General features: G+C 69.1%; 14 protein-coding genes. 4 read left to right on the plus strand and 10 right to left on the minus strand.

Features of this window, described 5'->3' with window-relative positions; translation table 11 throughout:
* The first annotated feature begins 11 nt into the window (after positions 1-11).
* Together ACQEU1_RS14755 and ACQEU1_RS14760 are read left to right on the plus strand one after the other, a co-directional pair.
* Entirely contained in the window at positions 12-764 is a 753-nt protein-coding gene (locus ACQEU1_RS14755) for an SDR family oxidoreductase (protein WP_433200913.1), read from the plus strand.
* Positions 765-766: 2 nt separating this feature from the next.
* Complete coding sequence (locus ACQEU1_RS14760; protein WP_177230067.1) at positions 767-1,219, plus strand: MaoC family dehydratase; 453 nt, start codon at positions 767-769, stop codon at positions 1,217-1,219.
* Here the strand turns inward: ACQEU1_RS14760 and ACQEU1_RS14765 are convergent, their stop codons facing one another.
* Positions 1,220-1,786, minus strand: a complete 567-nt coding sequence (locus ACQEU1_RS14765; RefSeq protein ID WP_433200917.1) for a TetR/AcrR family transcriptional regulator — start codon at positions 1,784-1,786, stop codon at positions 1,220-1,222.
* 38 nt (positions 1,787-1,824) lie between these two features.
* On the opposite strand from ACQEU1_RS14765, the gene ACQEU1_RS14770 reads away from it, so the two are divergent.
* The gene (locus tag ACQEU1_RS14770; RefSeq protein ID WP_433200920.1) at positions 1,825-2,880 is read left to right on the plus strand and encodes a DUF2855 family protein; all 1,056 of its coding nucleotides are present in this window, start codon (positions 1,825-1,827) and stop codon (positions 2,878-2,880) included.
* On the opposite strand, the gene ACQEU1_RS14775 is transcribed toward ACQEU1_RS14770, so the two are convergent.
* From ACQEU1_RS14775 to ACQEU1_RS14805, 7 genes are read right to left on the minus strand one after another with little or no spacing between them, the layout of a single operon-like run.
* On the minus strand, positions 2,870-3,430 hold the full coding sequence (locus ACQEU1_RS14775; protein ID WP_433200923.1) for an exonuclease domain-containing protein: 561 nt from the start codon (positions 3,428-3,430) through the stop codon (positions 2,870-2,872). The two genes, ACQEU1_RS14770 and ACQEU1_RS14775, sit on opposite strands and share 11 nt — an antisense overlap.
* Before the next feature lie 4 nt (positions 3,431-3,434).
* Positions 3,435-4,142 carry a hypothetical protein gene (locus ACQEU1_RS14780; RefSeq protein WP_433200926.1) on the minus strand — a complete coding sequence of 236 codons (708 nt, stop codon included), beginning with the start codon at positions 4,140-4,142 and terminating at the stop codon, positions 3,435-3,437.
* Positions 4,129-5,550, minus strand: a complete 1,422-nt coding sequence (locus tag ACQEU1_RS14785) for a substrate-binding domain-containing protein (protein WP_433200929.1) — start codon at positions 5,548-5,550, stop codon at positions 4,129-4,131. The genes ACQEU1_RS14780 and ACQEU1_RS14785 overlap by 14 nt, the downstream gene beginning before the upstream one ends.
* Positions 5,547-6,674 (minus strand): hypothetical protein, encoded by a 1,128-nt coding sequence (locus ACQEU1_RS14790; protein ID WP_433200932.1) that lies wholly within the window; start codon positions 6,672-6,674, stop codon positions 5,547-5,549. The genes ACQEU1_RS14785 and ACQEU1_RS14790 overlap by 4 nt, the downstream gene beginning before the upstream one ends.
* 14 nt (positions 6,675-6,688) lie before the next feature.
* Positions 6,689-7,447, minus strand: a complete 759-nt coding sequence (locus ACQEU1_RS14795; RefSeq protein WP_433211503.1) for an SDR family NAD(P)-dependent oxidoreductase — start codon at positions 7,445-7,447, stop codon at positions 6,689-6,691.
* A 2-nt stretch (positions 7,448-7,449) separates the two neighbouring features.
* Complete coding sequence (locus tag ACQEU1_RS14800; protein ID WP_433200935.1) at positions 7,450-8,646, minus strand: acetyl-CoA C-acetyltransferase; 1,197 nt, start codon at positions 8,644-8,646, stop codon at positions 7,450-7,452.
* Positions 8,647-8,656: 10 nt separating this feature from the next.
* Positions 8,657-9,802: an acyl-CoA dehydrogenase family protein gene (locus tag ACQEU1_RS14805; RefSeq protein ID WP_433200938.1), complete on the minus strand. Its 1,146-nt coding sequence runs from the start codon at positions 9,800-9,802 to the stop codon at positions 8,657-8,659.
* 93 nt (positions 9,803-9,895) lie between these two features.
* Between ACQEU1_RS14805 and ACQEU1_RS14810 the strand changes: the two genes are divergently transcribed.
* The gene (locus tag ACQEU1_RS14810) at positions 9,896-10,516 is read left to right on the plus strand and encodes a TetR/AcrR family transcriptional regulator (RefSeq protein ID WP_433200941.1); all 621 of its coding nucleotides are present in this window, start codon (positions 9,896-9,898) and stop codon (positions 10,514-10,516) included.
* Here the strand turns inward: ACQEU1_RS14810 and ACQEU1_RS14815 are convergent.
* Together ACQEU1_RS14815 and ACQEU1_RS14820 are read right to left on the minus strand one after the other, a co-directional pair.
* A complete protein-coding gene (locus ACQEU1_RS14815) occupies positions 10,509-10,781 on the minus strand; it encodes a GlsB/YeaQ/YmgE family stress response membrane protein (RefSeq protein WP_433200944.1) in 273 nt (90 codons plus the stop codon). The two genes, ACQEU1_RS14810 and ACQEU1_RS14815, sit on opposite strands and share 8 nt — an antisense overlap.
* 98 nt (positions 10,782-10,879) lie before the next feature.
* Positions 10,880-11,659 (minus strand): sporulation protein, encoded by a 780-nt coding sequence (locus ACQEU1_RS14820; RefSeq protein ID WP_433200947.1) that lies wholly within the window; start codon positions 11,657-11,659, stop codon positions 10,880-10,882.
* Positions 11,660-11,814 lie beyond the last annotated feature (155 nt).

Raw genomic sequence — 11,814 nt, forward strand, 5'->3', positions numbered from 1 at the left:
AAGGAGGACCCGTGGCCGACAGGGTTGCGATCGTCACCGGCGCGGCTCGTGGCATCGGCGCCGCGGTCGCGCAGCGTCTCGCCGCGGACGGCCTGGCCGTCGCGTTGCTCGACCTCGACGAACAGGGTGTGCTCGAGGGCGCCGAGAAGATCGTCGCGAGTGGTGGGCGGGCCATCGGCCTCAAGGTCGACGTCGCCGACGAGGAGCAGGTCAACGCCGCGGTCGCGAAGGTCGCCGAGGACCTCGGCGCGCCGACCGTGCTGGTCAACAACGCCGGCGTGCTGCGCGACAACCTGCTGTTCAAGATGACGGCCGCGGACTGGGACACGGTCATGAACGTGCACCTGCGCGGCGCGTTCCTGATGAGCAAGGCCGTGCAGGCGTTCCAGACCAAGGAAGGCTTCGGCCGCATCGTCAACCTGTCGAGCACGTCCGCGCTCGGCAACCGCGGCCAGGCCAACTACTCCGCCGCCAAGGCCGGCATGCAGGGCTTCACGAAGACCCTCGCGATCGAGCTCGGCAAGTTCGGCGTCACGGTCAACGCGATCGCGCCCGGTTTCATCGCCACCGAGATGACGAAGGCGACCGCCGAGCGCATGAAGATCTCGTTCGAGGACCTCGTGAACGGTGCGGCGCAGGCGATCCCGGTCGCGCGCGTCGGCCAGCCGGAGGACATCGCGCACACCGCGTCGTTCCTCGTCAGCGAGGGTGCCGGGTTCGTGTCCGGCCAGGTCATCTACGTCGCCGGCGGACCGAAGGACTGACGATGCGCGCTTTCGAGAACATCGACGAGCTCGTCGCCGCGAAGGGCCAGCACCTCGGGTTCGGCGAGTGGCACGAGATCACGCAGGAGCAGGTCAACCTGTTCGCCGACGCGACGCTCGACCACCAGTGGATCCACATCGACGTCGAGAAGGCCGCGAAGGGCCCGTTCGGCGGCCCGGTCGCGCACGGCTACCTGACGTTGTCGCTGGTGCCGTACCTGGTGCGGGACGTCTACACCGTCAAGAACATCAAGATGGGCGTGAACTACGGCAGCAACAAGGTCCGCTTCCCGCAGCCGGTGCTGGTCGGCGCCCGCGTGCGCGGCGGGGTGGAGCTGCTCGACGTCACCGACATCGCGCTCGGCAAGCAGCTCGTGACCAAGGTCGTCATCGAGATCGAGGGCAGCGAGAAGCCCGCGTGCGTCGCCGAGATCGTCAGCGTGATCGTGCCCTGATCAGGGCTTGAGGCTGTGGATCAGCAGGTCCGCGTAGTGCCCGGCCAGCCGCTCGGGCGGGATGTCCCCGTCCGGGCGGTACCAGGTGCCGAGCTGGTGCAGCGAGCCGAAGAAGTAGTACGTGGCGACGTCGGCGGGCACGTCGGCGCGGAACGTCCCGTCCGCCTGCCCCTCCTCGACGAGGCCGCGGAACTTCTCGTGGTAGCGCCGCCGTTCCGCCCGGACCTCCTTCTGCTTCTCGGCAGAGAGGTGGTTCATCGACCGGAAGAACACCCTGGCGGCGTCGAAGTCGTCGATGCTCGTGACGATCACGTCGACGGCGGCCTCGCGGAGCCGCTCGGTGATCGGCCCCCTGCTCTCCGCGATCTTCTCCAGGTGCTCGGTCTGCAAGCGCAGCAGCCGCCCGTAGATCTCGTGCAGCAGGTCGTCCTTGGACCCGAAGTAGTGGTACATAGCGCCTTTGGTGACACCGGCGTGCTCGACGATCTCCTGCACGGCGACGCGTTCGTACCCCTTGTCCGCGAACAGGCGGGTGGCGGCGTCGATCAGTCTTTCAGGCACGGTCACGACCGGAGCGTACCTCCCGACCGAGGAGAACCCAGGCAATGATCAGTCGCTGGACCGTCGTCGCCGACCGCGGCGACCTCACCAAAACCGAAGTGCTGCACGACGAACTGCCCGCCGCGTCCGACCTGTCGGACTGCGAGGTGCTGCTGCGGGTCAGCCGCGTCGGCCTCACCGCCAACAACGTCACGTACGGCGTGATCGGCGACGTCATCGGCTACTGGCGCTTCTTCCCGGCGGGCGGCCCGGACCAGGGCGTCGTCCCGGTCTGGGGCTTCGCCGACGTCGTCGAGTCCACAGTGGACGCGCTGCCGCCCGGCACCCGCGTCTACGGCTACCTGCCGATGGCGAGCCACGTCGTGGTGCGGGCGAAACTCACCTCGTCCGGTTTCGTCGACACCGCCGACCACCGCGCCGACCTGCCCGCCGTCTACAACAGCTACCTGGTGACCTCGCGGGACCCCGCCTACGACGCGTCGCTCGAAGATCTGCAGGTGCTGTACCGGCCGCTGTTCCTGACGTCGTTCCTGCTGGCCGACCAGCTGGTGGACAACGCGTTCCACGGCGCGCGCACTGTCGTGATCTCCTCGGCGTCGAGCAAGACGGCGTTCGGCACGGCCCAGTGCCTGAAGGACGCCGGCGTGCGGGTCGTGGGTCTCACCTCGCCGCGCAACGTGGAGTTCACCGAGGGCCTCGGCCTCTACGACACCGTGCTCCCCTACGGTGCCCCGGTGGACGTCGAACCGTCGGTGTACCTGGACTTCAGCGGCTCGGCCGAGGTCCGTTCGGCCCTGCACGACCGGCTGGGCGACGACCTGAGGAAGGACATCTCGATCGGGCTCACGCACAAGGCGCCGTCGCAGGACCAGCGCTCGGAGTTCTTCTTCGCACCGGACCAGCTGCGCAAGCGCACCGCGGACTGGGGCGCGGACGGCCTCGCCGAGCGCTTCGGCACGGCCTGGCGGGGGTTCACCGCCCAGGCGGGCGACTGGGTCGCCGTCGTGCGGCACAACGGCCCGGAGGAGCTCGTCGACGTGTGGCAGGCGGTGCTCGCGGGGAAGGCGAACCCGGACACCGCCGACGTGATCACCTTCTGAGCAGGGTGACCAGCAGGCCGGCGATGTTGTGGGCGTCGTCGTGGCCGCGGTGGTGCGTGCCGTCGATCTTCCGCCCGGTAATCCGCACCGCCTCGGCCATGCCGACCTCACGCGGGAGGGCGTGCGTCAACGCGAAGAGCGTCTTGACGTTCAGGTGCCGCGGCCCGAACGGGTAGCGGACGCCGAAGTCGGCGCACTGCCGTTCGAACATCTTGCGGTCGTAGTCGCCGTAGGACGCCCACACGCGCCGGTCCGAGCGGTACTCCTTGCGCAGCAACGCACACGCCTCGGCGAACGACACACCCTCGGCGACCTGGTCGGCGGTCAGCGTGGTCAGCCGGGTGCAGAACGGGCTGACACGCGAACGGGACGGGCGCACCAGCACGGAACGCCGCTCGCCGCGCTTCCCGGAGGCCACCTCGACCGGGCAGACGCCGATCTCGATGATCTCCGAGACCTCGCCGGCAGGCGGCGTGCCCTCCCAGCACGTCGACTCCACGTCCACGACCAGCACCTCGTCCAACGCGATCACGTGCTGATCGTCCCCCACGCGTCTACTGGAATACGACGACGGGCAGCACGACGATCTCGCCGGTGGCGGCGTTCCAGGACTGGACCCGGCCGAGGCAGCGGGCGTTGAACTGACCGGGCGGCAGCGTGTCGCGCAGGCTCGCCCGGTCGCACTCGACGCGGACGCGGCCGTCGCCGGCGGGGGCGTGCAGCACGGCGGGGTCGTCGCCGTCGCCCACCTCGAAGCGGCCGTGCAGCGAGACGTACTCGCGGACGTCGTTGAGGCGCTTGGCCTTGCTGCGGTGCCACGCCTCGTCGGCACGCATGGTCTGGGCGGTCAGGTCGACGTCGACCACGCCGTGGGCCGCCCGCAGGCCTGCGAGCACGACGCCGATGACGTCGATCTCGGTGGCCGGTTTCTCGTAGGTGTCGGTGTTCTGCTCGACGACCGAGCCGTCGACGCCGATGCCGAACTCGCTAGGACCCACCTGCAGCTTGCCGTTCTTGGTGACGGTGATCTGCTTGACGAACTGGCGGGTGACGGCGTCGTCGTAGCGGCCCACCTTGCAGAGGTTGATCATGCGCTGGCCGTGCACGTAGAACAGGATGCCCGGGACCTCGGGTTCCGCCGACCGCCGCCGCAGTCGTTGCCAGACAAGGGCGATCACGGCGACCAACGCGATCAGCGTGGCGACCCAGAGCAGGATCCAGCCCCACGAGACCGACCACCAGAGGGCTCTATCGACAGCCACGGATCTCCCTCACCGCTTCCAGCAACGACTTCGCGCCGGCCTCGACCAGGCGGCCACCGCTCGCCTGGGCCACGCGGTCCAGCTCGGCCGTGGAGGCCTCGCCGAACCTGATCGGGTACACGGGCACCTCGCCGCGCCCCACCCGCAGGAACTCGTCCAGCGACGGTCCCGCGTTGTTCTCGCCGTCGGTCATCAGGACCACGGCCGTGTCGCCGCGGGCCAGCTGCAACGCCCGGTCCAGCGCGCCCCAGATCGCCGTGTTGTCGCGCAGGTCGTCGGACGCCACGACGGCCAGCAGCGCGTCGAGGTCCTCCTTGCCGCGCACGGTGATCGAGCGTTCTTCCAGCACCTCGCCCGCGAACCGCACGATCGTCACGGTCTCGCCGACGTAGAAGCGGTCGAAGCCGTTCAACGACGCGAAGGCCTCGCGCAGCCCGGCCATCCTGGCGCCGCGCATCGATGTCGACCAGTCCAGCACGAAGACCACCTGACGTCCGTCGCCCGCGCGGTCGTGGAACAGCAGCAGGCGGTCGATCACCTCGGAGCTGTCCGGGAAGTACAACGCGGTGCCGAGGTCGGCGCGCAGCTTCTCGTCGCGCCGCACGGACGACTCGACGGGACGGCGCCAGGTGCGGTCGGCGATCATCTGCTGCGCGGCGGGCGACCGCAGCCACTCCACCACCCGGTCGTAGGCGGCGCGCTGGTCGGGGTTCACGAGCATCAGCGGGTAGTCGGACAGCACGATGCCGTCGCGGGGGTAGACGATCTCCAGCGGTTCGCTCAGCTTCCCGGAGGCGTTGAGCGACAGCAGTTCCGACTCGTGCGCGACCAGTCCGTCCACATCGGACCTCCGGACGAACTCCCCCGCCGCGTCGGGAACGTCGAACGCGCGCCCGCTCAGGAACCCCTGGAGGCGGTCACAGCTCACGTCCTCCGGCCGCAGCGGCGCACCGGTGCCCGCGGCCGCCGTGGCCACGCCGATCAACGCGGCCATCCCGCCACCGGAGACGCGCGGATCGGCCATGCCGTAGCGGAACTGGCCCAGCGCGGCGCGGTCCGCGACGTCGGCCCACGTCGGCCGCTCCCCCAGCACGGCGCGCTTGCCCGGCCGCACGCCGAGCACCACGGGGGACGTCATGATGCTCGCCGCCAGCTCCGGTTCGGTACCGCGCAACCGCAGGAACCTGGTGGTGGACAACCAGGCCAGGTCGAACCCGTCGAGCGACCTGCCGGCCTCGACCGTGCCGCGGTGCTCCACCGCGAGCTCCACGCCGGTGGCCTTCTTCAGCTCCGCGAGCACGGGACCGAGGTCGGCGAGCTCCGTGCTCGCCAGCACCTTCAGCCGAACCGAGGGCGGGCTCGGCGTGCACGCGGTCAGCAGGAGCAGGACCGCGAGCAGCAGCCTCATGTGCAGTCACCGACGACGTCGAGCATGCGCTCGAACAGCTCGGCCTTGGGCAGTTCCACCCTGCCCATTTCCCCCGCAGGTGGTTCCGGGAGTCCTCGGCCGGCGATGTAGCCGCTGAAGTCGGCGTCGGTCTCGCCGTTCCAGCCGAGCGAGTGGAAGCCCAGTTCGACGGCGCGGCGGCGCAGGTCCGGGTCGCTCATCATCAGTTCGCCGATGCGGTCGCCCTCGGGCGTGAACGAGATCAGCTCGGGCGTGCTCTGGTGCTGCTTGGTCGGGTAGAGCAGCACGCGTTCGGTGTCGAAGGCCGGTTGCCGCAACTGGTAGGCGATGTACTGGTGTTCGTAGATCACCGCGATCACGGCGTGCGTGCGGCCTTCCGGCACGAAGTACTTCGGCGCCATGTCCTCGCCGGCCTGCCCCTGCGCGTCCACGTGCGGCTTGACCCTGCGAGCCAGTTCCTCCGCGGCTTCGACGGTCTGCGGTGGCCCGTCACCGAGGGCGGTGGCGAAGAACCCGACGAGCGTCGCGCCGGAGTAGGCCTTGCAGGGGTCAGGAGACTGCGCGATGACCCGGTTGCCGTTGGTCAGGCGCGGGTCGATCTCGTTCCAGCGCTGGTCCTTCAGCTCCGAGAACCTGTTCACGTTGAGGGTGTAGTAGTACGGCTTGTCACCGCCGTCGTGCGGCGTCGCCGCACCGGCCTTGACGAGCGCCTCGGCGTACTCGCGGAACGTCGCGAGCACCACCGGTGTGAAGAAGGGCCGGTACGGCACCACGTGCTTGCCCGCGCGCCGGGACTTCACGTGCTCGTTCGCCACGTGCCCGGACGGGAAGACGAAGTGGTACGAGTCGAGGTCGGGCTTGTTCGCCAGGTCACGCGACCCGGCGGGCGTCACGTGCACCTGGTAGCCCCGCGCCATCAGGATGCGCTTGACCTGCTCGTCCTGGAAGAAGTCGCGCTTGGAGGCGAAGAGCGCCCGCACGACCGTCACAGACCGGAACGGGCCGGTGATGTGCCCGGAGACGAGCAGCACCACCAGCCCGGTCACGAACACCGCCAACGGCGGCACGAACCACAGCAGGAACCGTCTTCGCGGGTCGACGATCTTGAACTCGGGCTCCCGCACGGCTCCCCCTGGAGTCAGACGATCACGGCACCACCGTCGACGACGAGCGTCTCGCCGGTAACGTAACCGCCCGCAGGGGAGGCCAGGAACAAAACGGCCGCGGCTAGTTCCTCCGGGTCACCGATTCGCCCGGATGGCAGCGCCGCCTGCATCTTCTCCAGGTAACCCGGCGGATACTGGTCGGTCATCTCGGACTCGAAGAAGCCGGGGCAGATCGCGTTGACGCGGATGCCCTTGCGGCCCGTCCACTGCTGCGCGAGGTCCCGCGTCAGGCCGAGCAGGCCCGCCTTGGACGCCGAGTACGCGGCCTGCGGGATGCCACCGGTCACGAGTCCCAGCACACTGGAGATGTTGATGATCGAGCCACCGGACGTCATCACCGCGGCCGCCGCCTGCGCCATCCAGTAGGCGCCGTTGAGGTTCACGTCCATGACGGCGAGGAACTGCTCGGGCGTCTCCCGCGAGGCGGGGACCGCCGTGCCGACGCCGGCGTTGTTCACGAGCACGCCGACCGTGCCGAACTCGGCCGCCTGGCGGGCGACCTCGCGGCAGTCGTCAGGCTGCGACACGTCGGCCTGCACGACCAGCGCGCGCCGGCCGGTGGCCTCGACGAGCGCGGCCGTGTCCTTCAGCTTGTCCGCGCGGCGGGCGGCCAGCACGACGTCCGCGCCCGCCTCCGCGAGTCCCTTGGCGAACGCGACGCCGAGGCCGGAGGACGCGCCGGTGACGATCGCGACCTTTCCGTCCAGGCGGAACTTGTCCAGGATTCCCATTGTCACGAAAGCCTTTCCAGGATGATCGCCATGCCCTGACCGCCGCCGACGCACATGGTCTCGAGACCGAACTGGGCGTCGCGGGCCCGCATGCCGTTGATCAGCGTCGTCATGATCCGCGCGCCGGTCGAGCCGAACGGGTGGCCGAGCGCGATCGCGCCGCCGTGCACGTTGAGCTTGTCGATGTCGATGCCCAGCGCGCGTTGCGATCCGAGCACCTGCACCGCGAACGCCTCGTTGATCTCGACCAGGTCGATGTCCTCGATGGACAGACCGGCGTACCCGAGTGCCTGCTTCGTGGCCTCGACCGGGCCGAGGCCCATGATCTCCGGCGAGAGCCCGGAGACACCCGTGGAGACGATGCGCGCCAACGGGGTCAGCCCGAGCTCGCGCGCCCGCACGTCGCTCATGATCACGACCGCGGCCGCGCCGTCGTTCAGCGGGCAGCAGTTGCCCGCGGTGACCGTGCCCTCCGGCCGGAAGACCGGCTTCAGCTGCGACACGGCCTCGTAGGTGACGCCGGAGCGCGGGCCGTCGTCGGTGGAGACGACCGTGCCGTCGGGCAAGGTGACCGGCGTGATCTCGCGGGCGAAGAACCCGTCCGCGATCGCCTTCTCGGCGAGGTTCTGCGACCGCACGCCGAACTCGTCCTGGTCGTGCCGCGAGATCCCCAGCCGCGTCGCGACGTTCTCGGCCGTCTGGCCCATCGCGATGTAGTAGTCGGGGAGCTTGCCGTCCAGGCGCGGGTCGGTCCACGGCGCGTTCGACGCCGCCGTGTCCAACGTCCGTTGCTGCGCCTCGTCGAACAGCGGGTTGAACGACGGCGTGCCGGAGTGCAGGTACCGCGAGACGCACTCGACGCCGGCGGAGATGAAGGCGTTGCCCTCGCCCGCCTTGATGGCGTGGAAGGCCATCCGCGCGGTCTGCACGGACGACGAGCAGAACCGGTTGACCGTCGTACCGGGCAGGCCGTCGTACCCGAGCTGCACGGCGACGCGGCGGGCGATGTTCTGCCCGTGCTCGTCCTGCGGCTCGGCGCACCCGAGGTGCAGGTCGGTGATCTCGGACGCGGGGATGTCGCCCAGCGCGGCCGAGACCACCTGCGCGGCCAGGTCGTCCGGCCGCAGTGTCGCCAGAGTTCCCTTGCGGGCACGGCCGATCGGCGACCGGGCCGTGGAAACGATGACCGCTTCAGCCATGCCGTTCTCCTTACAGGCCCAGGTCGCGGCCGATGAGTTCCTTCATGATCTCGTTCGAGCCGGCCCAGATCTTCGTGACGCGGGCGTCCATCCACGCGCGGGCGACGCGGTACTCGGTCATGTAGCCGTAGCCGCCGTGCAGCTGCACGCAGGCGTCGATGACGTCGTTCTCGACCTCGGCGCTCCAGTACTTCGCCTGCGCCGCCTCGACGGGGCTGAGCTCACCGCGGACGTGCTGCATCGTCAGCGTGTCGACGAAGGCCTGCGTGACGTCGAGCTTGGTGCGCAGCTCGGACAGCAGGAACTTGTTGTGCTGGAACTTGCCGATGGCCTGCCCGAACGCCTTGCGCTCCTTGACGTACTCGAGGGTCTCTTCGAAGACGCCCTGCGCGTGCGCGAGGTTCGAGATGGCGGCGCCGATCCGCTCCTGCGGCAGGCGTTCCATCATGTAGATGAAGCCCTGGCCCTCCTCGCCGATCATGTGCTCCCGGGAGAGGCGCACGTCGGAGAAGAACAGCTCCGCGGTGTCGGACGGGTGCTGGCCGACCTTGTCGAGCTTGCGGCCGCGTTCGAAGCCGGGCATGCCGGTCTCGACGGCGAACAGCGTGATGCCGCGCGCGCCCTTGGACGGGTCGGTGCGGGCCGCGACGACGATCATGTCGGCGGTGTAGCCGTTGGTGATGAACGTCTTGGAGCCGTTGAGGATCCAGTCGTCACCGTCCCGCACGGCGTTGGTCTTGAGCGCCGCGAGGTCGGAGCCGCCGGACGGCTCGGTCATCGCGATGCCGGTCTTGATCTCGCCGGTGCACATGCCGGGCAGCCAGCGCTGCTTCTGCTCCTCGGTGCACAGGTCGACGAGGTACGGCGCCACGACGTCGCCGTGGATGCCGAGGCTCGACGCCACCGCGGCGTTGACCCGGCAGAGCTCCTCGGCGAAGACGGTGTTGAAGCGGTAGTCGTTCGCGCCGCTGCCGCCGTACTCCTCGGGGATCTCGAGGCCCAGCAGGCCCTGGCGACCGGCCTCCAGCCACACATCCCGGTCGATCACGCGCTCTTCGATGAACTTCTCGACGTTCGGCGTGATCGTGCGCTCGACGAACGCCTTCGCCGACTCCCGGAACGCGGCGTGATCCTCGTTGAACAGCGTCCGCTGCACGACTAACCTCCATACTAAGCGGTTGCTTAGCGCTAAGCGCACGCTTAGCGTGCAGTACGATCCATCACCTGTCAACACGCGAGGAGCCACCCGATGACCACGACCGGACTGGACGGGTTCGCGCTGCTCGACGAGACGTGGCGCACGGTCACCCCCGACGCCGCCCGCCGGATGCTCATCGCGGCCGCCCACGCGTTCGCAGGCAAGGGATATCACGCCACGACGACCCGGGACATCGCCTCTCTGGCGGGAATGTCACCGGCGGCCGTGTACATCCACTACCGGTCCAAAGAGGAGCTGCTGTTCAACATCTCGCTCGTCGGCCACGAGACGTCGCTCGCGCTGCTGTCGTCCATCACGGGCGAGGAGCCGGTGGAGCGGCTGAAGAACGCGGTGGCGGCGTTCGCGGGCTGGCACGCGGAGTTCCACACGACGGCGCGGGTGGTGCAGTACGAGCTGGGCGCGCTCTCGGCCGAACACCACGCGGAGGTGGCGGAGCTGCGCCGGCAGATCGAGGCGCGGATGCGGTCCTTCATCGAGGACGGTGTGGAGGCGGGCGTGTTCGACGTGCCCGACGTGAAGGGCGCGACGCTGGCGGTGCTCTCGCTGTGCATCGACGTCGCGCGGTGGTACCACCCGGACGGCAAGCGCACCCCGGACGAGATCGGCGCGTTGTACGCCGATCTCGTCCTGCGGATGGTGCGCCCTAGCTGACGGACTTCTTGCCGTACATCCCGGCGACCAGGGACACGCCGACCGCGGCGACCACGATCTGGACGATGAGCTCGATCCAGTCGATGCCGGGCGTGTCCTCCACGCCGAGCAGGCGCGCGATCCACGTGCCGATGAACGCGGCCACGATGCCGACGATGATCGTCAGCCAGATCGGGATGTTCTGCTTGCCCGGCGCGAACAACCGGCCGAGCACGCCCAGGATCAGACCGATGACGAGCGCACCGATGATGCTGCCGATGCCCATGACAGCCCTCCTCCGCGATGATTTCGGATCTTGGCCGAGATCATCCCTTCAGAGGACGCATCATGCAGCGCGAGGCGTAGTGCCGTAGTCCGTTCGGGTTACCAGCGGCTGCCGGAGACCTGCGCCATCCACTGGTTGATCGTGGCGGTCCAGTCGGTGCCGACCGCCTGCTGGTGCGAGACGGCGAACCGGCCGTAGGCGTCGCCGCCCGAGCGGAGCAGGCCGGCGCGCTTGTCGGCCTCCAGGATGACGTGCAGCTCGTGCGGGGTCGTGACGAACGTCAGCTCGACCTGCTTGAGGCGGCCGGAGAACTGCGGCGGCGGGTAGAACTCGATCTCCTGGTAGAACGGCAGCTGCTGCGGCACGCCGTAGATGCGGCCCTTCTCGTTGTCCGCCTTGGTGAAGCGGAAACCCATGTGCCCGAACGCCTGGAGCACGGCGTCCTGCGACGGCAGCGGGTGCACCCAGATGGGGTCGAGGTCGCCGGGGTCGATGGCGCCGCGGACCTCGAGCTCGGTGCGCAGACCGAGTTGCATGCCGGAGAGCTGCATGCCGCCGACGACGTTGAGCGGGCACTCGTGCGGCACGGGCACCTGGAACGGCAGCGACAGGTTCTGGTGCGGCTGGGCGATGATCCGCTGGCCCACGGAGAACTTGTGGAACTCCATGTTGGTGTTGTACTCGTTGTCGCCGCTCTCGACCTCGACGCGGGTGAGCAGCGCGAGCGTGACGTGGTCGATCTCGGCGGGGTGGTCGCCGCCCGCGATGCGCACCTCGCCGGACAGCACCTCGCCGGGCCTGACGTTCGGGTTCGTCAGCACCGTGTCGACAGTCGGCCCGCCCACACCGAACGCGCGCATCATCCTCTTGAACACCACTGCGGCCTCCTGGAGCCCTTCGGTTTGCGGGGAGTCTGCCAACTGGATCGCCCGTTTGCGGCGAAGTGTTCCGTTGACGCCTCACCACCCCGATCGGTTCCGTATGGACTTCCGTTGACTTCAGATGGCAACATGCGACGGCCGTCACATACTAA

It is taken from the genome of Lentzea sp. CA-135723, assembly GCF_050936595.1.
GTDB lineage: Bacteria > Actinomycetota > Actinomycetes > Mycobacteriales > Pseudonocardiaceae > Lentzea.

Bases quoted from the DNA above. Each gene is read 5' to 3' on its own strand.
- ACQEU1_RS14760 (WP_177230067.1), top strand. From the start codon at position 767: ATGCGCGCTTTCGAGAACATCGACGAGCTCGTCGCCGCGAAGGGCCAG.
- ACQEU1_RS14770 (WP_433200920.1), top strand. From the start codon at position 1,825: ATGATCAGTCGCTGGACCGTCGTCGCCGACCGCGGCGACCTCACCAAA.
- ACQEU1_RS14785 (WP_433200929.1), bottom strand. From the start codon at position 5,550: ATGAGGCTGCTGCTCGCGGTCCTGCTCCTGCTGACCGCGTGCACGCCG.
- ACQEU1_RS14795 (WP_433211503.1), bottom strand. From the start codon at position 7,447: ATGGGAATCCTGGACAAGTTCCGCCTGGACGGAAAGGTCGCGATCGTC.
- ACQEU1_RS14800 (WP_433200935.1), bottom strand. From the start codon at position 8,646: ATGGCTGAAGCGGTCATCGTTTCCACGGCCCGGTCGCCGATCGGCCGT.
- ACQEU1_RS14810 (WP_433200941.1), top strand. From the start codon at position 9,896: ATGACCACGACCGGACTGGACGGGTTCGCGCTGCTCGACGAGACGTGG.
- ACQEU1_RS14815 (WP_433200944.1), bottom strand. From the start codon at position 10,781: ATGGGCATCGGCAGCATCATCGGTGCGCTCGTCATCGGTCTGATCCTG.